The sequence below is a fragment of the Sabulicella flocculans genome (assembly GCF_045449635.1).
Taxonomy (GTDB): domain Bacteria; phylum Pseudomonadota; class Alphaproteobacteria; order Acetobacterales; family Acetobacteraceae; genus Roseococcus.
This window is the reverse complement of record NZ_JBJJBR010000002.1, coordinates 105657-127407: the sequence shown is the minus strand read 5'-3', so window position 1 is coordinate 127407 and position 21751 is coordinate 105657. Positions and strand designations below refer to the sequence as shown.

Annotated in this window: 21 protein-coding genes; 9 read left to right on the top strand and 12 right to left on the bottom strand. The window is 73.5% G+C overall.

Going from position 1 to position 21751, the window contains the following annotated elements; all coding sequences use genetic code 11:
• Positions 1–47: 47 nt before the first annotated feature.
• Genes ACI6QG_RS03430 through ACI6QG_RS03420 form a run of 3 tightly spaced genes read right to left on the bottom strand, consistent with a single transcriptional unit; the run spans position 48 to position 2319 of the window.
• On the bottom strand, positions 48–686 hold the full coding sequence (locus ACI6QG_RS03430) for an aspartate/glutamate racemase family protein (RefSeq protein WP_407023162.1): 639 nt from the start codon (positions 684–686) through the stop codon (positions 48–50).
• On the bottom strand, positions 686–1117 hold the full coding sequence (locus tag ACI6QG_RS03425) for a hypothetical protein (protein ID WP_407023161.1): 432 nt from the start codon (positions 1115–1117) through the stop codon (positions 686–688). Before ACI6QG_RS03425 ends, ACI6QG_RS03430 begins: the two co-directional genes overlap by 1 nt.
• A complete protein-coding gene (locus ACI6QG_RS03420) occupies positions 1114–2319 on the bottom strand; it encodes an MFS transporter (protein WP_407023160.1) in 1206 nt (401 codons plus the stop codon). The genes ACI6QG_RS03425 and ACI6QG_RS03420 overlap by 4 nt, the downstream gene beginning before the upstream one ends.
• A gap of 49 nt (positions 2320–2368) precedes the next feature.
• Here ACI6QG_RS03420 and queA point away from each other — a divergent pair, with 49 nt between their 5' ends.
• From queA to ACI6QG_RS03395, 5 genes are all read left to right on the top strand, one after another.
• On the top strand, positions 2369–3406 hold the full coding sequence (gene queA, locus ACI6QG_RS03415) for a tRNA preQ1(34) S-adenosylmethionine ribosyltransferase-isomerase QueA (protein WP_407023159.1): 1038 nt from the start codon (positions 2369–2371) through the stop codon (positions 3404–3406).
• Complete coding sequence (tgt, locus tag ACI6QG_RS03410) at positions 3403–4515, top strand: tRNA guanosine(34) transglycosylase Tgt (protein WP_407023158.1); 1113 nt, start codon at positions 3403–3405, stop codon at positions 4513–4515. The genes queA and tgt overlap by 4 nt, the downstream gene beginning before the upstream one ends.
• The gene (gene queF, locus ACI6QG_RS03405) at positions 4512–4970 is read left to right on the top strand and encodes a preQ(1) synthase (RefSeq protein ID WP_407023157.1); all 459 of its coding nucleotides are present in this window, start codon (positions 4512–4514) and stop codon (positions 4968–4970) included. Before tgt ends, queF begins: the two co-directional genes overlap by 4 nt.
• 137 nt (positions 4971–5107) lie before the next feature.
• On the top strand, positions 5108–7189 hold the full coding sequence (gene fusA / locus ACI6QG_RS03400) for an elongation factor G (RefSeq protein WP_407023156.1): 2082 nt from the start codon (positions 5108–5110) through the stop codon (positions 7187–7189).
• Positions 7190–7260: 71 nt separating this feature from the next.
• Complete coding sequence (locus tag ACI6QG_RS03395; protein ID WP_407023155.1) at positions 7261–7965, top strand: hypothetical protein; 705 nt, start codon at positions 7261–7263, stop codon at positions 7963–7965.
• On the opposite strand, the gene ACI6QG_RS03390 is transcribed toward ACI6QG_RS03395, so the two are convergent.
• Positions 7955–8401 carry a MaoC/PaaZ C-terminal domain-containing protein gene (locus tag ACI6QG_RS03390; RefSeq protein ID WP_407023154.1) on the bottom strand — a complete coding sequence of 149 codons (447 nt, stop codon included), beginning with the start codon at positions 8399–8401 and terminating at the stop codon, positions 7955–7957. The two genes, ACI6QG_RS03395 and ACI6QG_RS03390, sit on opposite strands and share 11 nt — an antisense overlap.
• Positions 8398–9666 carry a DUF445 domain-containing protein gene (locus tag ACI6QG_RS03385; protein ID WP_407023153.1) on the bottom strand — a complete coding sequence of 423 codons (1269 nt, stop codon included), beginning with the start codon at positions 9664–9666 and terminating at the stop codon, positions 8398–8400. Before ACI6QG_RS03385 ends, ACI6QG_RS03390 begins: the two co-directional genes overlap by 4 nt.
• Before the next feature lie 165 nt (positions 9667–9831).
• On the opposite strand from ACI6QG_RS03385, the gene ACI6QG_RS03380 reads away from it, so the two are divergent.
• Both ACI6QG_RS03380 and ACI6QG_RS03375 read left to right on the top strand, forming a co-directional pair.
• Complete coding sequence (locus tag ACI6QG_RS03380; RefSeq protein ID WP_407023152.1) at positions 9832–10548, top strand: metal ABC transporter ATP-binding protein; 717 nt, start codon at positions 9832–9834, stop codon at positions 10546–10548.
• On the top strand, positions 10545–11399 hold the full coding sequence (locus ACI6QG_RS03375) for a metal ABC transporter permease (RefSeq protein ID WP_407023151.1): 855 nt from the start codon (positions 10545–10547) through the stop codon (positions 11397–11399). The genes ACI6QG_RS03380 and ACI6QG_RS03375 overlap by 4 nt, the downstream gene beginning before the upstream one ends.
• Here ACI6QG_RS03375 and ACI6QG_RS03370 read toward each other — a convergent pair.
• From ACI6QG_RS03370 to ACI6QG_RS03360, 3 genes are all read right to left on the bottom strand, one after another.
• Positions 11371–14457, bottom strand: a complete 3087-nt coding sequence (locus ACI6QG_RS03370) for an efflux RND transporter permease subunit (RefSeq protein WP_407023150.1) — start codon at positions 14455–14457, stop codon at positions 11371–11373. The two genes, ACI6QG_RS03375 and ACI6QG_RS03370, sit on opposite strands and share 29 nt — an antisense overlap.
• Positions 14454–15524, bottom strand: a complete 1071-nt coding sequence (locus ACI6QG_RS03365; protein WP_407023149.1) for an efflux RND transporter periplasmic adaptor subunit — start codon at positions 15522–15524, stop codon at positions 14454–14456. The genes ACI6QG_RS03370 and ACI6QG_RS03365 overlap by 4 nt, the downstream gene beginning before the upstream one ends.
• 73 nt (positions 15525–15597) lie before the next feature.
• Positions 15598–16977, bottom strand: a complete 1380-nt coding sequence (locus ACI6QG_RS03360) for an alpha/beta hydrolase (protein ID WP_407023148.1) — start codon at positions 16975–16977, stop codon at positions 15598–15600.
• Between the two features lie 53 nt (positions 16978–17030).
• Here ACI6QG_RS03360 and ACI6QG_RS03355 point away from each other — a divergent pair, with 53 nt between their 5' ends.
• A complete protein-coding gene (locus ACI6QG_RS03355) occupies positions 17031–18050 on the top strand; it encodes an AI-2E family transporter (RefSeq protein ID WP_407023147.1) in 1020 nt (339 codons plus the stop codon).
• Here the strand turns inward: ACI6QG_RS03355 and ACI6QG_RS03350 are convergent.
• The 4 genes from ACI6QG_RS03350 to ACI6QG_RS03335 are packed head-to-tail and all read right to left on the bottom strand — an operon-like array spanning position 17980 to position 20888.
• Positions 17980–19101 carry a patatin-like phospholipase family protein gene (locus ACI6QG_RS03350; RefSeq protein ID WP_407023146.1) on the bottom strand — a complete coding sequence of 374 codons (1122 nt, stop codon included), beginning with the start codon at positions 19099–19101 and terminating at the stop codon, positions 17980–17982. The two genes, ACI6QG_RS03355 and ACI6QG_RS03350, sit on opposite strands and share 71 nt — an antisense overlap.
• Positions 19102–19124: 23 nt before the next feature.
• The gene (locus ACI6QG_RS03345) at positions 19125–19415 is read right to left on the bottom strand and encodes a hypothetical protein (RefSeq protein ID WP_407023145.1); all 291 of its coding nucleotides are present in this window, start codon (positions 19413–19415) and stop codon (positions 19125–19127) included.
• Positions 19416–19419: 4 nt separating this feature from the next.
• On the bottom strand, positions 19420–19944 hold the full coding sequence (locus tag ACI6QG_RS03340; protein WP_407023144.1) for a hypothetical protein: 525 nt from the start codon (positions 19942–19944) through the stop codon (positions 19420–19422).
• Positions 19945–19955: 11 nt separating this feature from the next.
• Positions 19956–20888 (bottom strand): LysR family transcriptional regulator, encoded by a 933-nt coding sequence (locus ACI6QG_RS03335; protein ID WP_407023143.1) that lies wholly within the window; start codon positions 20886–20888, stop codon positions 19956–19958.
• 76 nt (positions 20889–20964) lie between these two features.
• Between ACI6QG_RS03335 and ACI6QG_RS03330 the strand changes: the two genes are divergently transcribed.
• On the top strand, positions 20965–21738 hold the full coding sequence (locus ACI6QG_RS03330) for a putative hydro-lyase (protein ID WP_407023142.1): 774 nt from the start codon (positions 20965–20967) through the stop codon (positions 21736–21738).
• Positions 21739–21751 lie beyond the last annotated feature (13 nt).

Sequence of the window (21751 nt, the reverse complement as noted above, 5' to 3'; positions counted from 1 at the left end):
TTCTCCCGGTTGGGTGCGCGCGCAGGATGCCCATGCCGGGCGCGGTTTCAACCGCCCAGGCGCGCCTTCAGCATCCGCACCGCGCTGCCGGGGGTGCTGAACACCGGGCGGCCGGTGGCGGCCTGCACCGCCGGCGCCACATGCGCCAGGCTGAACTGCCCCAGCGCGATGGCGTCGCAACCGGCCAGCCGCGCGCCGGCCTCCGCCACCAGCCGGTCATGCGCGGCGGCGTCGCCGGCGTCCAGCGCGGCCAGCGCGCCCTCGGCCAGCATCGGCACGATCTTCACCCCGGGCGGGAACTCGGGCGGCATGGAGGACAGCGTGCCGGGGAACGAGGCCAGCAGCCCGACCCGGCGCGCGCCGGAGGCCGCGACCTCGGCGATCATCGCCTCGTTGGGCTTCAGCACGGGAATGGCGGGGTGGGCGGCAGCCACCGCCTCGATGCAAGGCCCGAAGGCGGAGCAGGTGAACAGGATGGCCTCCGCCCCCGTGCCCACCGCGTAGCGCGCCAGCTCCAGGAAGCGCGCCGCCATCGCCGGGGTCAGCGCGCCGTCGCGCGCCAGATCGGCCGAAAGGCTGTCATCCAGCAGGTTCATCAGCCGCTGGCCCGGCCAGATGGCGGCGAAGGCGGCCTCCACCGGCGGCGGCGAGTGCCGCAGCGCGTGGATCAGGGCGATGCGGCGCATCAGCCCTTGCAGCGGCGCAGCGGGAAGGGGAAGTCGGTGCAGCCGACCAGGGCGATCTCGTCCGCGCCGCGGCGGGCGACGCGCAGCAGGTCCGGGCTGCCGCCGCAGCCGAAGCCGGCTTCCGGCGGCGGGCGGCCGGGCACCGGCAGCAGGCGGATCTCCACCCCGTCGGGAGTCAGCGCCACCGACTCCACCAGCCGCTGCCGGTAGGCGACGTCCAGCGAGGAGGCGCGCATCACCACGTCGGGCGCCACGATCAGCGTCACGGCGCCGAAGCAGGCCGGGCCCTCGGTGTCGGTGGCCGGGAACAGCCCGCCGGTCCAGGAGCCGAACAGGAAGCCATGCGGCGGCAGCGGGCGCTGCGCCAGCGCGGGCGCCGCCAGCAGGCCGAGGCCCAGCAGCGGGAGGGAGCGTCGGGTCAGCAGGGTCATGCCGCCTTCGTAGCAGGGGCGCCGCCCGGCGTCATGCCGTCGCGCACCGGCAGGTGGACCAGCGCCGCGAAGGCGGCCATGGCGATGGCAAAGGACCACATGAGGTCGTAGGAGCCGGTGCGGTCGAACACCAGCCCGCCCAGGAAGGCGCCGGTGAAGCCGCCGATCTGGTGGCCCAGGAACACCAGCCCGAAGATGGTCGCCAGCCAGCGCGTGCCGAAGTTGCGCGCCACCAGCGCCACCGTCGGCGGCACGGTGGAGAGCCAGAGCAGCCCCATCAGCGCCGAGAAGACCAGCACCGTGCCGGCCGTCTTCTCCACCAGCATGAAGCCGGCCATCAGCACCCCGCGCGCGGCATAGATCGCCACCAGCAGCTCGCGCCGCTTCCAGCGCGAGGAGAGCTCGCCCGCGACCAGCGAGCCCACCACGTTGAACAGCCCGATCAGCGCGATGGCCCCGGCGCCCACCGCCGCGTGCAGCCCGCACCAGGCCACGAAGCCCGGCAGGTGCACCGAGAGGAAGGAGACGTGCACGCCGCAGACGAAGAAGCCGAAGAACAGGAACCAGAAGGTCGGGGTGCGGAAGGCGCGGCGCAGCGCCTCGCCGGCCGTCTCCTCCGTGGTGCCGGCGGCGGGGGCGGCCGGCTGGTCGTTCAGCGGCAGCGCCAGCGGGATCATCAGCAGGGCGGCGCCGGCCATCAGGAACAGCGCCCCCTGCCAGCCGGCGGTGATGATGCCCAGCTGGGCCAGCGGCACCACCAGGAACTGCCCGAAGCTGCTGCCCGCCGTGCCCAGCCCGACCGCGCGGCCGCGCTGCGCCTCCGGCAGCAGCCGCGTCAGCGAGGCGATGATGACCGGCATTCCGGCCGCCGACACCGCCACGCCCATGACCAGCCCGGCGAAGAAGGTGAAGAGGGGCAGCCCGTCGGTCAGCGCCATGCCCAGGATGCCCAGCGCGTAGAGCGCCGCCCCGCCCATGATGACGACGCGCCCGCCCACCCGGTCGGCGATCTGCCCGCAGATGGGCTGGGAGACGCCGTTCAGCAGCACCTGCAGGGCGATGGCGAAGGCGAAGCCCGAGGCCCCCCAGCCATGCGCCTCGGTCATCGGAGCCAGGAAGAGGCCGAAGCTCTGGCGCAGCCCCATGGCGAGGGCGGCGCAGAGCACGGCGCAGGTCATCAGCAGGGCGGCGGGGCGGGTCATGCGGCGCAACGTTGCATGGCGCGCCCGCCCGCGCTACGGCCCGCCGGCCATGCTCGCCCTCTATGACTACCACCTGCCCGATGCGCTGGTCGCGCAGGAGCCGGCGCGCCCGCGCGACAGCGCCCGCCTGCTGGTGGTGCGCGAGGCGCTGGAGGATCGCGGCGTGCTGGACCTGCCGGATTTCCTGCGCCCCGGCGACGTGATGGTGGTGAACGACACCCGCGTGATCCCCGCCCGGCTGCGCGCCCGCCGCGGCGAGGCGCGCGTCGAGGTCCTGCTGAACCGCGCCGAGGGCGACGGCACCTGGCACGCCCTGCTGCGCAACGCCCGCCGGGTGAAGGTGGGCGACACCCTGGCCATCGAGGGCAGCGAGGCCATCGCCCGCGTTCTGGCCCGCCCCGAGGGCGGCACCGCCATCCTGGATTTCGGCAGCGACCCGGCCGCGCTGGAACAGGCGCTGGCGGCCGGCGAGATGCCCCTGCCCCCCTACATCCACCGCGACGCCCCGCGCGGCGCCGACCGCGAGGACTACCAGACCCTCTTCGCCGCCAGGCCCGGCGCCGTGGCCGCGCCCACGGCCAGCCTGCACTTCACCCCGCGCCTGCTGGCCGCGCTGGAGGCGAAGGGCGTGCAGCGCGCCACCGTCACCCTGCACGTGGGCGCCGGCACCTTCCTGCCGGTGCGCGACGACGACATCGGCAAGCACCGGATGCACGCGGAATGGTGCGAGCTGACGGAAGCGGCCGCCGCCACGATCAACACCGCCCGGGCCGAGGGCCGGCGCATCCTGTGCTGCGGCACCACCGCCCTGCGGCTGCTGGAAACCGCGGCCATGGGCATCGAGGACCGCCGCAGCCCCATCCCGCCGTTCCGCGGCCTGACGGAATTGTTCATCACGCCCGGCTTCCGCTTCCGCGCGGCGGACCTGCTGCTGACCAACTTCCACCTGCCCAAGTCCACGCTGATGATGCTGGTCGCCGCCTTCGCCGGCCTGGGGCGCATCCAGGCCGCCTATGCCCATGCCGTCGCCCAGGGCTACCGCTTCTTCTCCTACGGCGACGCCACCCTGCTGGAGCGCGCGGCATGACCCTGCATTGGCGGCACGAGGCCAGCGACGGCCGCGCCCGGGCGGGCGTGCTCCACACCGCCCATGGCGAAGTCCTCACGCCGGTCTTCATGCCGGTCGGCACCGCCGGGACGGTGAAGGGGATGACGGCGGATGGCGTGCGCAGCACCGGCGCCCGCATGGTGCTGGGCAACACCTACCACCTGATGCTGCGCCCCGGCGCCGAGCGCGTGGCGCGGCTGGGCGGGCTGCACGCGCTGATGGACTGGCACGGCCCCATCCTGACCGATTCCGGCGGCTTCCAGGTGATGTCGCTGGCCGCGCTGCGGAAGATGGACGAGGACGGCGTCACCTTCCGCTCCCACGTGGACGGCTCCAAGCACCGGCTGACGCCGGAGCGCTCCATCGAGATCCAGCATCTGCTGGGCGCCGACGTGACCATGTGCTTCGACGAATGCACCCCCTTCCCGGCGACGGAGGAGGAGGCGGCGCGCTCCATGCGCCTGTCCATGCGCTGGGCCGCGCGCTCCCGCGCCGCCTTCGCGCCGCGCGAGGGGCATGGGCTGTTCGGCATCGTCCAGGGCAGCACCTTCGAGGCCTTGCGCGCCGAGAGCGTGGCGGCGCTGGCCGCCATCGGCTTCGAGGGCTACGCCATCGGCGGGCTGGCGGTTGGCGAGGGCCAGGCGGAGATGTTCCGCGTGCTGGACTTCACCACGCCGCTGCTGCCGCAGGACAAGGCGCGCTACCTGATGGGGGTGGGCATGCCGGCCGACCTGCTGGGCGCGGTGCGGCGCGGGGTGGACATGTTCGACTGCGTGATCCCCACGCGGTCGGGCCGGATGGGGCGCGCCTACACCTCGCGCGGGAACCTGAACCTGCGCAACGCCCGCCACGCCGATGACGCCCGCCCGCTGGACGCCGATTGCCCCTGCCCGGCTTGCCGGCGGCACTCCCGCGCCTACATCCACCACCTGCTGAAATGCGACGAGATGCTGGGGCCGATCCTGCTGACCTGGCACAACATCCATTACTACCAGGACCTGATGGGGCGGATGCGGGCGGCCATCCTCCAGGGCCGCTTCGAGGCCGAGGCCGCCGTCATCGAGGCCGATTGGACGAAGGGCGAATGACGGACGTATCCAGCCTGACCATGCTCGGCCGCCCGACGGCCCAGCCCGCCAGCCCGGAGGAGGCGGTGCTGGAGCGCGTGCCCAACCCCGAGCCCGGCATGGCCTATTGCGTGCGCTTCGCCGCGCCCGAGTTCACCTCGCTCTGCCCGCTCACCGGGCAGCCGGACTTCGCGCATCTGGTGCTGGACTACGTGCCGCGGGACTGGATCGTGGAATCCAAGAGCCTCAAGCTGTTCCTGGCCTCCTTCCGCAACCACGGCGCCTTCCACGAGCACTGCACGCTCCTAATCGCCAGGCGGCTGGTGGACCTGCTGGACCCGGCCTGGCTGCGCATCGGCGGCTACTGGTACCCGCGCGGCGGCATACCCATCGACGTGTTCTTCCAGACCGGCGAGCCGCCCAAGGGGGTATGGATCCCCGAGCAGGGGGTGCCCGGTTATCGCGGGCGGGGGTGAGGCATGCGCCTCCGGCGCTTGCAAAACCGCGCCGGAAGGGGCAGATGCGCCTCAGTTGACGACCTGATCCAGATTCACTGACGGGCAGGCGGGGTCCAAGCACGGCCCCGGCCTGCCTTGCCGCATGGAGGCCCGACGTGGCGCGCACTGCTCTCGAGAAGATCCGCAACATCGGCATCACGGCGCACATCGACGCCGGCAAGACGACGACGACGGAGCGAATCCTCTACTACACCGGCAAGTCGCACAAGATCGGCGAGGTGCATGACGGCAACACCACGACCGACTACATGGAGCAGGAGCGCGAGCGCGGCATCACCATCACCTCCGCGGCGGTGACGGCGGTGTGGAACGACTACCGCATCAACGTGATCGACACCCCGGGCCACATCGACTTCAACATCGAGGTCAACCGCTCGCTGCGCGTGCTGGACGGCGCGGTGTTCATCATCGAGGGCGTGGCCGGCGTGCAGCCGCAGAGCGAGACCAACTGGCGCCTCGCCGACCGCTACAACGTGCCGCGCATCATCTTCATCAACAAGCTCGACCGCACCGGCGCCGATTTCTACAAGGCCGCCGCCACGCTGACCGAGAAGCTGGGCATCAACTGGGTGGCCCTTCAGCTGCCCATCGGCATCGAGGACCAACTCAAGGGCGTGGTGGACCTCGTCGAGATGAAGGCGCTGATCTGGGAAGGCGACGAACTGGGCGCCAAGTACCACGAGGCCCCGATCCCCGCCGACATGGCCGACAAGGTCGCCGAGTACCGCCAGAAGCTGCTCGACACCGCGGTGGGCATCGACGAGACGGCGATGGAGGAGTACTTCGACAAGGGCGACGTCTCGGTCGAGACGCTGAAGAAGTGCATCAAGAAGGGCACCATCTCCGGCGAGTTCCGCCCGGTGTTCTGCGGCTCCGCCTTCAAGAACAAGGGCGTGCAGCCGCTGCTGGACGGCGTGGTGGACTACCTGCCCTCCCCGGTGGACATCGAGGGCATCAAGGTGGCGCCGGAGGAAGGCCAGGACGAGTCGGCCGAGCGCCGCGTGATCCCGGCCGACGAGAGCGCGCCCTTCGCCGGCCTGGCCTTCAAGATCATCAACGACAAGTACGGCAACCTGACCTTCGTGCGCGTCTACCGCGGCACCCTGAAGCAGGGTGACATGGTGATGAACACCACCAAGGGCCACCGCGAGCGCATCGGCCGCATGTTCCAGATGCACGCCGACAAGCGCGAGGAGATCAAGGAGGTCTTCGCCGGCGACATCGCCGCCTTCGTGGGCCTGAAGGACACCGGCACCGGCGACACGCTGGCCGATTCCGCCGATCCGGTGGTGCTGGAGCGCATGGCCTTCCCCGTGCCAGTCATCGACATCTCCGTCGAGCCCAAGACCAAGGAAGCCGTGGAGAAGATGACCATCGGCCTGCAGAAGCTGGCCGGCGAGGACCCCTCCCTGCGCCTGCGCACCGACCAGGAGACCGGCCAGACCATCCTGTCCGGCATGGGCGAGCTGCACCTGGAGATCATCGTGGACCGCCTGCGCCGCGAATACGGCGTGGACTGCAACATCGGCGCCCCGCAGGTCGCCTACCGCGAGACCATCACCAAGTCCCACACCGAGACCTACACCCACAAGAAGCAGTCGGGCGGCTCGGGCCAGTACGCCGAGGTGAAGATCACCTTCGAGCCGAAGGAGCGCAACGAGGGCATCGAGTTCGTCAACGCCGTGGTCGGCGGCGCGGTGCCCAAGGAATACATCCCGGCGGTGGACAAGGGCATCAAGGTGCAGGCCGACACCGGCGTGCTGGCCGGCTTCCCCACGGTGGACTTCAAGTTCACCCTGGTGGACGGCAAGTACCACGACGTCGACTCCTCCGCCCTGGCGTTCGAGATCGCCGGCAAGGCCTGCTTCCGCGAAGGCATGAAGAAGGCCGGCCCGGTGATCCTGGAGCCGATCATGGACGTGGAGGTCACCACCCCGCAGGACCATGTGGGCGACGTGGTGGGCGACCTGAACCGCCGCCGCGGCGTGATCCAGTCGCAGGACATGGCCGGCACCTCGGTGATCGTGCGCGCGCACGTCCCGCTGAAGGAGATGTTCGGCTACATCTCCAACCTGCGCGGCATGACGAAGGGGCGCGCCTCCTTCTCCATGCAGTTCCACCACTACGATCCGGTGCCGCGCAACGTGGCGGACGAGATCATGAAGGCCGCGGGCTGAGCTTCCCGCGCTGACGCTGGAAGGGGGCGGTGCCGGAGACGGCGCCGCCCCTTTCTGCTTTGATGCGGCGCATGACCGACCTCGCCGCCGCCCTCCTCGACGCCTGGAACGGGGGCACGGCCGTGCCCGCCACCACCCCGCCCCCGGCCGACGAGGCCGCGGCCTGCGCGGTGCAGGAGGCGATGGTGGCCGCACTCGGCGGCATCGGCGGCTGGAAGGTGGGCGCCTCCAGCCCGGTGGCGCCGCCGGGTTCCTCGCCGCTGCCGGCGCCTTGCCTCATCCCCTCCGGCAGCGCCTTCACGGGCCGGATGCGTGGGGTGGAGCTGGAACTGGCCCTTCGCCTGAGCCGCGACGTGCCCGCCGGCGCCGCGCTGGCACTGGAGGATTTCGACGCCGCCCTGCCGGTGCTGGAGCTGGTGGAAACCCGGCTGGACGACTGGCCCGCCGCCCCCGCGCTGCTGAAGGCGGCCGATCTGGGCAACCACGGCGCGCTGGTGCTGGGCGCGCCGGTCCCTGGCCCCTTCCCCACCCTGGCGAGCCTGGACGCCGAGCTGCGCTTCGACGGCGCGGTGGTGGCGCACACGGTCGGCGGCAGCACCGCCGGCACGCTGGAGCACCTGCTGGCCGGCCTGTCTCGCCGCCCCGGCGCCCGCTTCCTGAAGGGCCAGGTCGTCACCACCGGCGCGCTGACCGGGCTGCTCTTCGCGCCCGTCGGGGCCGCCATCACCGGGACGCTGAAGGGCGTCGGCACCGTGGAGGCGCGCTTCACTCCCTGAGGAACTGCGTGCCTTCCATGGTGATGACCACGGCGCCATCCGCCAGCCGCGTGCCGGTGTAGCGCATCGTCACCACCCCCATGCCGGGGCGCTTGCGGTGCGCCTCGGCCGCCAGCACCTCGCCGTGCAGGGCGAATGCCTCGTCCGGGCGCAGGGCGTTGGGCCAGCGCGTGTCGATGCGCGAACCGCCCAGCGACACCTCGGCGAACAGGCCGCAGCCCATGATGCGGCCGAAGCACGCGCCCATGGTGTGCAGCCCGCTGGCGACCAGGCCGCCGAACAGCGGCGCGTGCCTGGCCGCCTCGGGGTCGGTGTGGAAGGGCTGGGGGTCGAACTGGCGGGCGTAGGCGATGATCTCCGCCTCGGGCAGCGACAGCGTGCCGAAGTCGAAGCGCAGGCCGGGTGCGAGTTCCCGCCAGGAGCGCAGCGGGGTCAATGCAGCACCCGCCCGCCGGTGAGGGCGTGGATCAGCAGGAACAGCACGCCGCCGGCCAGGAAGCCGACCACCGTGCCGTTCATCCGCACGTATTGCAGGTCCTTGCCGACGCGCAGCTCGATCTTCTCCGTCACCTCGGCGGTGTCCCAGGAGGCGACGACGCCGGCGATGAAGTCGGCCAGCCGCGCCTGGGCGGAGGGCAGCAGCGTGTTCAGCGTGCGCTCCACCGCCGCGTTCAGCTTCTGCCGCGCCGCCTGGTCCTCGGCCAGGAAGCTGCCGGCATTGGCCAGCGCCGATTCCAGGATGGCGGCGGTGCGGCCATCCGGGCGGGCGGCGTCGGCGGCCAGGGTGGCGCGCAGGCGGTTCCACACGTCGCCCAGCCACTCGGCCACTGCGGGGTGGGACAGCGCGTCGCGGATGGCGCGGCCGAGGGCGGCGGCGCGCTCGGGGTCGGTTTCCAGGCGGCCGATCTCGGCATGCAGCCACTCCTCGATGGCCTGGCGCACGGAGGAATCGCCGGGCTCCATCTTCGCCAGCTCGGCGTTGATCGCCTCCAGCACGCGGTTGGCCACGTAGGCGCCGCCCAGCCAGCCCACCACCTTGCCGCCGGATTCGCGCACCCGGTCCTTGATGGCTTCGCGCAGGGCCTCCTGCCGCTCGGCCAGCACTTCCTTCACCTTGTCCAGCGCCAGGTCCAGCACCGCCTGGTGGCGGCCGCCGGCCAGCAGGGCGCGCAGGGCGCGGGCCACCACCGGGGCGGCGCCGGGCCCGCCCGCCATGCGGGGCAGCAGCCGCGTCACCAGCCGCTTGGCGCGCCCGTCCTCCAGCGTCGTCAGCAGGCGCGGCAGGGCGGCGGCCAGCGCCTGGGCGGCCGGACGGCTAGCCTCGCGGTCGGCCAGGAAGTCGCCGATGATGCGCGCCACGTCCAGCCTGGCGATCACGCGCGCCACCTCGCCCTCGGTGAACACGTGGTTGGCGACGAAGCGGCCCAGCCCCTGCCCCAGCCGCTCCTTCTGGCGGGGAATGATGGCGGTGTGCGGGATGGGCAGGCCCAGCGGCCGGCGGAACAGCGCCGTCACCGCGAACCAGTCGGCCAGCCCGCCGACCACGCCGGCCTTGGCCGAGGCCGCCAGCAGCTCCGCCCCGAAGGAGGGCGGCAGCCAGTAGGCCAGGATCATCAGGGCGGCCATCAGCAGCAGCAGGAAAGTGGCGAAGGCCCGGTGCCGGGCCAGGGCGGCGCGCAGCGCCTCGTCCTGGGCATTCATGCAACCAGCATGGAGAGCGCGCACTTGGCCTGCAAGCCACGCGATGTTATATGGTAACGCCATGACCCACCCGCTGGACCTCGCCGCGCCGGCCGCCGCCCGGCTGGCCCTCGCCGCCGCGCTGCTGGCCGCGCTGTGGGCAGCCGTCGCCTGGGCGCTGGCCGCATGAGCCTGTCCGTTCGCGACCTCACCGTCAGCCATGACCGGCGGCCGGCGGTGCATCACGTCTCCTTCGATCTCCCCTCGGGCGGGCTCCTGGCGGTGGTGGGGCCGAACGGTGCCGGCAAGTCCACCCTGCTGCGCGCCATCGCCGGCGTGCAGCGCGCCGAGCACGGCCACGTCGCCGCCGGCGGGCGCATCGCCCTGCTGCCGCAGCAGGCCGGGATGGACCGCGCCTTTCCCCTGCGCTGCCGCGACGCCGTGCTGCTGGGCCTGTGGAACGAGGGCGGCGCCTTCGGCCGCCTGCGCGACGACGGCCGCGTGGGCGACGCCATGGACGCGGTGGGCCTGCGCGGCCTCGCCGACCGCCCGGTGGGCAGCCTGTCCACCGGCCAGTTCCAGCGGCTGCTGTTCGCCCGGCTGCTGCTGCAGGACGCCCCGGTGATCCTGCTGGACGAGCCCTTCAACGCGCTGGACGCCCGCACCGCCGCCGACCTGCTGGCCGTGGTCCGCCGCTGGCATGGCGAGGGCCGCACCGTTTGCGCCGTGCTGCACGACCTCGACCTGGTGCGCGACGAGTTCCCCCACACCCTGTTGCTGGCGCGCGAGGCCATCGCCTTCGGCCCGACCGCCCAGGCCCTTTCCGCGGCCAACCGCCTGAAGGCCCGCCAGATGGCCGAGGGCTGGGACCCGCATGCGGAGACCTGCGCGCGGGCGGCATGACCTTCGACATCCTCGACTACGGCTTCATCCGCCGGGCCCTGGTCGGGTGTTTCGCGCTCTCGCTCTCGGCGCCGCCGCTGGGGGTGTTCCTGATGCTGCGGCGGATGTCCCTGGCGGGGGATGCGCTGTCGCACGGGCTGCTGCCGGGGGTGGCGGTGGCCTTCGCGCTGTGCGGCCTGTACGTGCCGGCGCTGGCGCTGGGCGGGCTGCTGGCCGGGCTGGTGGTGGCGCTGGGCGCCGGCGCGCTGGCGCGCGGCACCGGCGGGCGGGAGGACTCCACCCTCGCCGCGCTCTACCTCACGGCGCTGGCGGCGGGGGTGGTCATCATCTCCTGGCGCGGCTCGGCGGTGGAGCTGACGCAGCTGCTGTTCGGCTCGGTGCTGGGCGTGGACGACTGGGCGCTGGTGCTGATGGCAGGCGCGGCCAGCCTGACGCTGCTCTTCCTCGCTCTCGCGTGGCGGCCGATGGTGCTGGAATGCTTCGACCCCGCTTTCGCCCGCGCCGTGGGGTTGCGCGGCAGCCTGTGGCACCTGGGCTTCCTGGCGCTGGTGGTGGTGAACCTCGTCGCCGGCCTGCAGGCGGTCGGCAGCCTGATGGCGGTGGGGCTGATGATGCTGCCCGCCATCGCCGCCCGCCACTGGGCGCGCGGCATCGGCGGGGTGGTGGCGGTTTCGGTCGGCCTGGCGATGCTGGCCAGCGTGACGGGGCTGGCGGTCTCCGCGGTGATGGACGTGCCCAGCGGCCCGGCCATCGTGCTGGCCGCCGCCGCCTTGTGGCTGCTCTCCGCCCTGCTGGGGCCGGTGGACGGGGTGGTGGCGCGGCTCAGGCCGCGCCGGCACCTGTCCGGCTGAGGGGGTCCGCGGCGCCTGTGCGGGTCGGCTGCCGCCCGAACACCGCCATGTAGAGCGCCGGCAGCACCAGCAGCGTCAGCAGCGTCGCCACCAGCAGCCCGCCCATCACCGCGAAGGCCATCGGCCCCCAGAACACCGTGGGCGCGATCGGCAGCAGGCCGAGCACGGTGGAAAGCGCCGTCAGCAGCATGGGCCGCAGGCGCGAGGAGCAGGCGGCCACCACCGCCTCCACCACCGGCAGGCCACGCGCCCGGTCCTCCTCGATCTGCACGATGAGGATGATGGCGTTCTTCGCCACCATGCCCAGCAGCGACAGCACGCCCAGGATGGCGACGAAGCCCAGCGGCCGCTGGAACAGCAGCAGCGTCAGCACCACGCCGATGATGGAGAGCGGCAGGATCGCCACCACCAGCCCCAGGCGGCGGAAGCTTTGCAGCTGGAACATCATCAGCGTCAGCATCAGCCCCAGCATCAGCGGCACCACGGCGATGACGCTGGCCTGGCCGACGGCGGATTCCTCCGCAGCCCCGCCGGTCTCCAGCGTGTAGCCGGCGGGCAAGGTGGCCGCGAACTCGGCCAGGGGCGCGACCATGCGGTTCACAACCGTGTCGGGCAGCACGCCGCGCGGCACGTCGGCGCGCACCGTCAGCGTCGGCACGCGGTTGCGGCGCCAGATCACCGCGTCCTCCTGCCCGTCCTCCACGCTGGCGAACTGCGCCAGCGCGACGGAGCGCCCGCCCGGCAGCATCACCTGGGCGTTGCGGATGGCGTCCAGGCTGGCGCGCTCCTCGCCCGCCGCCCGCGCCACCACCTCGATCAGGTAGATGTCGTCGCGCAGCTGCGTCACTGGGGTGCCGGTGACGATCTCGTTCAGCGCCGCCGCCACCTGGGCGGAACTCAGGCCCAGCCGCCGCGTCTCATCCTGATTGACGCGGATGCGCAGCTGGCGGGACGGCTCCATCCAGTCGAAGTTGACGTGGCGGGCATCGGGGTCCTGGCCCAGCCGCTGGGCCAGGCGCATCGCCAGGGTGCGCAGCGTGTCGGGGTCCGGGCCGCTGAGGCGGTACTGCACCGGGTAGCCCACGGGCGGGCCCATCTCCAGCGGCGAGACGCGGCCCAGCGCCTCGGGGAACTCCTCGGCCAGGATGCGCTCGATGCGGGTCTGCACGCGGTCGCGCGCCGCGAGGTCCTTGGCCACCACCACCGACTGCGCGGTGAAGGGGTCGGCCATCAGCACGTTCAGCGGCAGGTAGAAGCGGATGGCGCCCTGGCCGACATAGGTGGAGAAGCGGAGGATCTCGCGGTCCTCCTTCAGCCGCGCGTCCAGCCGCGCCGCCGCGGCCTCGGTCTGGGTGATGGAGGAGCCCTGCGGCAGGATCAGGTCCACCGTCAGCTCCGGCCGGTCGCTGGAGGGGAAGAATTGCGAGGGCACGAAGCGGTTGAGGAAGACCGCCGCCGCGAAGGCCCCCACCGCCACCGCCAGCGTGATCCAGCGGAAGCGGATGGCCGTGCGCAGCAGCGATTCATAGCCGCGCAGCACCCGGCCCTTCGCCGGCTCGGCGCCGGCATCCTTGGGCGCCTTGAGGATTGCCATGCCCATCAGCGGCGCGAACAGCACGGCGACGAACCAGGAGACGATGAGCGCGATGCCCACCACCGCGAACAAGGTGAAGGTGTATTCGCCCGCGGTGGAGGCCGCGAAGCCGATCGGCACGAAGCCGGCGATGGTCACCAGCGTGCCGGTCAGCATCGGCGCGGCCAGAGCCTTGTAGGCGAAGGTGGCGGCGTCCTCCATGCGGTCGCCGGCCGCCAGCCGGCGCAGCATGGCGTCGATGGTGGTCATCGCGTCGTCCACCAGCAGCGTCAGCGCGATGATCAGCGCGCCCAGCGAGATGCGCTGGAAGTCGATGTTCACCACCTGCATCACGGCGAAGACGATGGCCAGCGTCAGCGGTATGGCCAGCGCCACCACCAGCCCCGCCCGCACGCCCAGGGCGAGGAAGCTGACCGCCATGATGATGAGGATGGCCTGCCACAGGCTGTCGGTGAAATCGCCGATGGCGAGGTCCACCACCTGCGCCTGGTCGGCCACCATCACCGGCTCGATGCCCAGCGGCAGGTCGGCGCGGATGCGCGCCATCTCGGCGCGGATGTTGCCGCCCAGCTCCAGCACGTCGCCGCCCTGGCGCATGGAGACGGCAAGCCCGATGGCCGGCTGGCCGTTGACGCGGAACATCGGCTGCGGCGGGTCCGCGAGGCCGCGGGTGACGGTGGCGATATCGGCCAGCCGCACCAGCCGCCCGCCGGCGCTGATGTTGGCCGCGGCCAGCCCCACCTCGTCCTCGAAGGCGCCGGAGACGCGCAGCGCCACGCGCTCATTGCCCGTCTCCACCACGCCGGAGGGGCGCACGGCGTTCTGCGCCTGCAGCTGCGCGATCACCTGCGCCATGGAAAGCCCCAGGCTCGCCAGCCGGTCGGGGCTGAACTCGATGAAGACGCGCTCATCCTGCGCGCCCAGCACGATGACCTTGCTCACGTCCTTCACCCGCAGCAGGCGGGAGCGCGCATCCTCCACCGCGTCGCGCAACTCGCGATGGGTGAAGCCGTCGGCGGTGAAGCCGAAGATCAGGCCGAAGGTGTCGCCGAAATCATCGTTGAAGCCGGGGCCGATGACGCCCTGCGGCAGGGTCAGCCGCATGTCGCCGATGCGCTTGCGCACCTGGTACCAGGATTCCGGCACCTCGCCGGGCGGGGCGCTGCCCAGCAGGTCCACGAAGATGATGGTGCGCCCCGGCGTGGTGACGGAGCGGATGCGGTCGAGGAAGGGCGTCTCCTGCAGGGTGCGCTCGAGGCGCTCCGTCACCTGGGAAAGCGTGTCCTCCATGGTCGCGCCCGGCCAGGCGGCGGAGACGATCATGGAGCGGAAGGTGAAGGCCGGGTCCTCGTCGCGGCCCAGCCTGATGAAGGACATGATTCCGGCGCCCAGCGCCAGCAGCATGAGGAACAGCATCAGCGAGCGGCGCCGGATGGACCACTCCGAAAGGTTGGGTCCGATCATCGGGCCTCACCCAGCAGGCGCACCACCTGACCGGGGCGCAGCGCCTGCACCCCCGCCGTCACCACCGCCTCGCCGGCCTCGACGCCGCGCGCCAGGGTGATGCGCGTGGTGCCGTGGCGCGCGACCTCGACCGGGCGCAGCGCCACCGCCTTGGAGCGGGGGTCCACCACCCAGACCGCCGCCCCGCCCTCGCCGCGCACCAGCGCGCTGGCCGGCAGCTCGATGCCGCCGCCCTCGCTCACCTGCATGCGGCCGGTGACGGTGGCGCCCAGGCGGAGGCCGTCGGGCGGGTCGATCAGCCCCACCCGCACCTCGAAGGCGCCGGTCACCGGGTCGGCGCGGGGCGAGACCTCGCGCACGCGGCCGCGCGCGGTGACGTTCGGGTTGTCGGACAGCGCGACGGAGATCTCCGGGTTGGCCGGCGCGGCGTCCTTCAGCGCGGCGGGCACGGCGAAGACGGCGTCCCGCCCGCCCTCGCGCGCCAGCACGAACACGGTCTGGCCGGCGGCCACCACCTCGCCCGGCTCGGCGCGGCGGGTCAGCACGGTGCCGGGCGCGTCGGCCACCAGCTCGGTGTAGCCCACCCGGTCCTCGGCCACCGCGAGCTGCGCCTGCGCCGCCTCGACGCTGGAGGTGGCGGAGGTGAACTGCTGCACCGCCTGGTCGTAGCGGACGCGGGTGGTGAAGCCGGTGCGCAGCAGCTCGGCCTGGCGCCACTGGTTGTTGCGCGCCTCCACCAGCTGGGCCTGGGCGGCGACCAGCGCGGCGCGGGCGGCGCGCAGGTTGTTGTCCTCGTTCTCGCGGTCCAGCCGGGCCAGCACCTGCCCGGCCTGCACGCGGTCGCCCTGGTTCACCAGGCGCTCGGCGACGCGGCCGGGGATGCGGAAGCCCAGGTTGACCTCGGCCTGGGGCTGCACCGTGCCGGCGAGCGAGACCACCTCGCCGCCCGTGCGGGTCTCGGCGGTGGCCACGCGCACCGGGCGCGGCGGCTCGGCGGGGGGCGGCGCGGAATCGCCGCAGCCGGCCAGGAGCGCGGCGGCGAGCAGCGGGGACAGGTGGCGCATCATGGGGCGGACCCTAATCCGCCCCGCCGCGCCGCCGCATGGGCAAGCCGTCCCGGCGCTGGTTCCCGCGTCCCGCTCATCGCAGCCCCTCCAGCAGCTTCGCCGCCAGCAGCGGCCAGAAGGGATTGGAGGTCAATCGCCCGCCGCCGTCCACGCCCGGCAGCAGCACCCCCCGCTCGCCGCGCGGCGCCAGCGCGCCCAGGTTCAGCCCCTGCCGGTCCGCCGGGTCGGGCGCCAGGCCGTACAGCCCGTCCGTCACCGGGAAGGGCAGCGCGACGTGGCTGAGCGAGAACACGCCCGGCGGCCAGCGCAGCCCGGTGGGGGTGCCGTTCGCCGCCACCTCCTGCGTGCCCGGGCCGGCATTGCTGACCAGCGTCAGCGTCCAGGCGCGCGGCCCGGCCGGCACCAGGGCGTCCGCCGCGTCCACCGCCCCGGGGCGCAGCAACGGACCCAGCGCTTCCGCACGGTTCAGGTCGTGCAGCACCAGCTCCGACCCGTTGGCCGGCAGGCGGCCGAACAGCGCCTCCACCACCGCGCGCGACGACACGGTGGCGTCCGCCGCCGACTGGAAGGCCAGCACAGGCGGGAAGCGCGCGAGGTCCTGCCCGGCCAGCCGCCGCTGCACCTCGGAGGAGAGCAGGAAGGACTGCCGCGCCGCGTTCACCGGAAAGGAGTTGAACTTGAACGGGTTGAACTCCGGCAGGATGTCCAGCCACGCGGCGGCGGCGAAGCGCGGCAGCGCCGCTGGCCAGCCGGCGATGCCGGCGAAGCGCGCGAAGGGGGTGACACCCACCATGGGCGACAGCAGCACCAGCCGCTGCGCCCGTGGCAGCCGCGGGTCGGCCTGGCCGTCCAGCGCCGCCTGCAGCGCCAGCGCCCCGCCATTGGAGTAGCCGACCAGGTGGATGGGCCCCTGCCCCGCCCGGTCCCGAGCCGCGCGCAGCGCCATGCGCACGGTGGCGCGCCACTCGCCCACCGTGGCGCGGGACAGCCCGCCGGGGGTGATGCCGTGGCCTGGCAGGCGCGGGGCCAGCACCACGAAGCCCGCCCCGGCGTAGAGCGCCGCCAGGTGGCGCATCGAATAGGGCGCGTCGGTCAGCCCGTGCAGCATCACCGCCGCGCCGCGCACCGGCCCCGCCGGCTCCAGCACGAAGGAGCGGTTCCAGTCCCGCGCGAAGCCCGCGGGATCCAGCGGGCCGCCGGGGGTGAAGCGGCTGGCCGCCACGCGCAGGGCGGGCGGCAGCGCGGCGTCCAGCTCGGTGCGCGCGGCGGCGAAGGCGCGGGATTCCGCCGCCATCCAGGCGGCCCACGACATGGCCTCGGTATCCGCCGCCGCCGGTTCCGGCGCGACGACCTTGTGCCAGGGCGCGAGGCCCGGGCCGCGCTCCACCATCACCGCCCGCGCCACCACCACCAGCGCCAGCGCACCGGCCAGCGCCCAACCGGCGCGCCGCAACCACCGCCTCATGCCCGCTTGCCCCCGCCTCGCATCGCCATCACGCTGCCACGATGGCAGACCGCGCGACACCCGTCCTCCTCGCCGTGATCGCGGCGGTGCTCGGCGCCGCGGCCCTCTCGCTCGCCGGGGCGGTGCTGGCGCCGGTGGCCTTCGCCCTGTTCGTCATCGCGCTGGCCTGGCCGGTGCAGGAGGCGGTGCAGCGCCGCCTGGGCGCCACGCTGGGCCTGCTGGCGGCCATGCTGGCGGCGATGCTGTGCATCATGGCGCTGGCGCTGGCCACCGGCTGGGCGGTGGCGCGGGTCGGTGGCTGGGTGGCGGCCAATGCCGGGCTGCTCCAGGCGCTCTACCTGCAGAACGTCGCCTGGCTGGAGGCGCGCGGCTTCGAGGGCGCCTCCGAACTCGGCGGCCAGCTCGACCTGCGATGGCTGCTGCGCCTGGCGCAGAACGTCACCGCGCAGCTGCAGGGCAGCGTGTCCTTCGCCGTGGTGACGATCGTCTTCGTCATCCTGGGCCTGCTGGAGGTGGAGGTGGTGGCGCGCCAGCTCGTCGCGCGGGGCACGCCGGCGACGATGGCGGTGCTGGGCGCGGCGCGGGAATCGGCGCGCAAGCTGCGCTTCTACATGCTGGTCCGCACGGTGATGAGCGTGCTGACCGGCCTCGCCGTCTGGGGCTTCGCCCGCGCGGTGGGGCTGGAGCTGGCGGTGGAATGGGGCGTCATCGCCTTCGCGATGAACTACATCCCCTTCATCGGCCCGCTGGTGGCGACGCTGTTCCCCACCCTGTTCGCCGGGTTGCAGTTCGGCTCCTGGCAATCGGCCATCACGGTGTTCGCCGCCTTGCAGGTCATCCAGTTCCTGTCGGGCTCCTACATCGAGCCGCGGGTGGCGGGGCGCTCGCTCGCGCTCTCGCCCTTCATGGTGCTGGTGGCGGTGTTCCTCGGCGCGCTGCTGTGGGGCATCCCCGGCGCGCTGATCGGCGTGCCGGTGCTGATCGCCCTGGTCACGCTGCTGGAGCACGTCCCTTCCGGGCGCTTCGCGGCGGCGCTGCTGTCGGGGCGGGCGCCGCCATAGCCTGCAGCCGGGCGGCGACCTCGTCCTCGCCCAGCCCGTCCTCGTCCAGCGCCAGGCGCTCGATGGGCAGGGTGGAGCGCTTTCCCAGCGCGTCGGCGTGCTCGGCCAGGAACTCGGCGGCGGCCTCGCGCCCCTTGTCGCGCAGCATGGTGAGGAAGGCCCATTCGGCGTTGAGCTTGGAGGAGTAGCCCAGCCCCGCCATCACGCCGTTGCGCACGGAATGGATGCGCATGCGCGCCCAGGCCCCGGCCTCGCCCTTCAGCGCGCCGGGCGGCAGCTGCGCCGCCACGCCGCGCAGCAGCGCGATCATCCGCAGCTCCTTCAGCAGCACCGCGTTGAAGGACACCTCGTTCAGCCGGTTGAGGATGTCGCGCGCGCTGGTGGGGGTGCCCGGCCGCTCTATGGGGTTGATGGGGACGATGATGGTGTCCGACGCCTCGTGCGCGCTGATCAGCGGCGTCATGGTCGGGTTGCCGGAGTAGCCGCCGTCCCAGTAGGCCTCGCCCTCGATCTCCACCGCCTGGAACATGGTGGGCAGGCAGGCCGAGGCGAGCAGCGCCTGCGGCGTCACCGCGCCGGCGCGGAAGATGCGCGGCCGGCCGGTGCGGACGTTGGTGGCGGTGACGTAGAGCCGGACCGGGCTGTCCGCCAGCGCGGCGAAATCCACGCACTCGGCCAGGATGGCTTCCAGCGGGTTGGCGGCGAAGGGCGCCAGCTCGTAGGGCGAGAAGACGCGTGCCATCAGGTCCATCGCCAGGAAGGTGGGCGAGTGGTCCAGGCTCCAGCGGCCCATCGCCACGTCCAGCGGCGTGCGCTGGAAGGGCGAGAAGGCGGCGGCCACCGACACCTTGCGCCAGAAGCCCTCCAGCGCCTCGCGCGCCTGGGTGCGGCCGCCGGTGGCCAGGGCGCCGGCCAGCACCGCCCCGTTCATCGCGCCGGCGGAGGTGCCGGAGATGGCGTCCAGCGTCAGCCACTCCTCCTCCAGGAAGCGGTCGAGCACGCCCCAGGTGAAGGCGCCGTGCGCGCCCCCGCCCTGGAGCGCCAGGTCCACCAGGACCGGCTCGCGCGCCACCCTCAGGCGCCCAGCTTGCCGTTGAGGCGCTTCAGCGCGCGGGCGAAGACCTGCTTCTTGGCGGCCAGCCCGCGCTCGCTGGGCGCGCCGTCGCCGGGCGACTTGCCGCGGCGGGCGCGGCGCAGGTCGCGCACCTTGCCCTGGGCGCGGGCGTGGCGCTCGCGCAGCCAGCGCGCGGTCTCCAGCGCCTCCTCGGGCGTCAGCGCGGCCAGGGCGGGCATGTGGGAGCGGCGGACGAAGCCCACCTCCTCCTCGCTCAGCAGGCGGCGTTCGGTGGCGAAGGAAGCACCCATGGTCTCAGGCCTCGTCGTGGCGGATCTCGACCTGCGCCGCCGCCAGCCGCTCGAACAGGCGGCGGCGGCGCAGGATCGGCATCCAGTCATACAGGAAAATCTCGGCCGGCTTCCACATCAGCACCCAGCCCAGGATCTTCAGCCCCTCGGAGGCGATGGAAGGGGCGGCCCAGCCGGGCACCAGCTCCTCGGCGAAGGTGGCGAGCACCAGGCAGGCTGACAGCCCGGCCAGCCCGGTGAGCAGCGCCTTGCGGCCATAGCGGAAATGCTCGCGCATCGCCGCGCGCTCGGCCGCGGCGCGGGAGGCGAAGGCGGCGGCGAGCATCGCGGCCATGCCCTCGTCCGCCGCGCCGCGCGGCAGGTGCAGGCGCAGCCGCAGGGGGGCGCGGCTGGGCGTGGCGGCGGCGCGTTCCAGCAGGTAGGCCTCGGCCTCGGCGTCCAGCCGCCCGGCGCGGAAGGGCGAGGGGTCGAGCGTGTTGAACAGCTCCGCCGCGCTGCCGAGGCGGATCTCGATCACGGCGTGGTCCATGCGCGCGGATGCTAGGGCGAAGCGGCGGCGGCGCCATGGCCCAGAGTCCCGGCGCTGGTCGGTGCGTCCGCCACTTCCGCCGCCATCGCCGCCGCCGCGGCCGCGGTGGCCGAGCGCGGGCCGGCGCGCCAGCAGGCCACGAAGTCCAGCGGCGGCAGCGCCGGGCCGCGCAGGGCCACCAGCCGGCCGGCCGCCACCTCCTCCCGCGCGATGGCCGGCGGCACCACGGCCACGCCGATGCCGCCCGCCGCCATGCGCAGCAAGGTGGCCAGCGAGTGCGAGGTGTGGATGCGCGGCCGCCCCCGCCCGGCATGGCGCGCCAGCAGGGCGTGCACGGCGGCGTAGGGCGCGGTCTGCCGCGCGAAGGTCAGCAAGGGCTGGCGCGCCATCTCCGCCGCGCCGAAGCGGCGCCCGTGCAGGCCCAGCGCCGGGGCGGCGAAGAAGCCCAGCGCCTCGCGCCGCAGGGGGCGGACCGCCAGCCCCGGCCCGGCGAGCGGGCCGACCAGGAAGGCCAGGTCCAGCGCCCGCTCCTCCACCCGCGCGCGCAGGTGGGGCGTCACGTCCACCTCCACCTCCAGCTGCAGGCGGGGGTGGCGCTCGGCCAGGCGCTCGACGAAGCGCGACAGGAAGGTGTGCACCACCGTCTCGGACACGCCCAGGCGCAGCGTGCCGGACAGGGCGGCGGGCTCGCCCAGCTCGCGCAGCATCTCCTCGCGCGCGGCCAGCAGGCGCTCGGCGTGCTCCAGCAGCAGGCGGCCGGCCTCGGTGGGCACCACGCGGCGGGCGCTGCGGTCCAGCAGGCGGCGGCCCAGCGCCTCCTCCAGCGCGGCGATGCGCTGGGAGACGGCGGGCTGGGTGGTGCGCAGCCGCGCCGCGCCGCCGCCGAAGGAGCGCAGCGTGGCCACCGCCACGAAGGTCTCCAGCGCCTTGAACTCCACGGCCATGGATAAGCCCCGCTGATGGCCGGCCATCGAAAACGAGGATTGGACGTGATGCAAGCGCCCGTGCTGCGCTGCGTGCATGACAGCCCTCGCCAACCCGCGCGCCGTCCGCCTCGCCTGCCGCGAGGGGCGCTTCAGCCGCCCCACCCACGGCCAGGCACCGGGCTGCGAGCAGGCCAACCTGGTGATCCTGCCCGCCGACTGGGCCGACGAGTTCCTGCGCTTCTGCGTGCGCAACCCCCGCCCCTGCCCGGTGCTGGGGGTCAGCGAGCCCGGCGCGGTGACGATGCCCGGCGTGGCCGAGGGGCTGGACCTGCGCCACGACCTGCCGCGCTACCGCATCTGGCGCGATGGCGTGCTGGCGGAGGAGCCGGACAGCATCGCCCATGCCTGGCGGGACGACCTGGTGGCCTTCGCGCTCGGCTGCTCCTTCGGATTCGAGGCGGCGCTGGACGCGGCGGGGCTGACGCCGCGGCACATGCAGCTGGGCTGCAACGTGCCGATGTTCCGCACCTCCCTCCCCTGCAAGCCCGCCGGGCGGTTCCACGGGCCGATGGTGGTGTCCATGCGCCCCTACCGGGCGCGCGACGCCATCGAGGCGGTGCGCATCACCGCGCGCTTCCCGGATTCGCACGGCGCGCCCCTGCACCTGGGCGACCCCGCGCTGATCGGCATCGCCGACGTTTCGCGCCCCGACTACGGCGACCCCGTGCCCGTGGCGGCGGACGAGCTGCCGGTGTTCTGGGCCTGCGGCGTCACGCCCCAGGCGGCCATCGCGGCGGCACGGCCGCCCTTCGCCATCACCCATGCCCCGGGCTTCATGCTGGTCACCGACCGGCGCGCCCCCGGCTGAGCCTGCCCCCCCG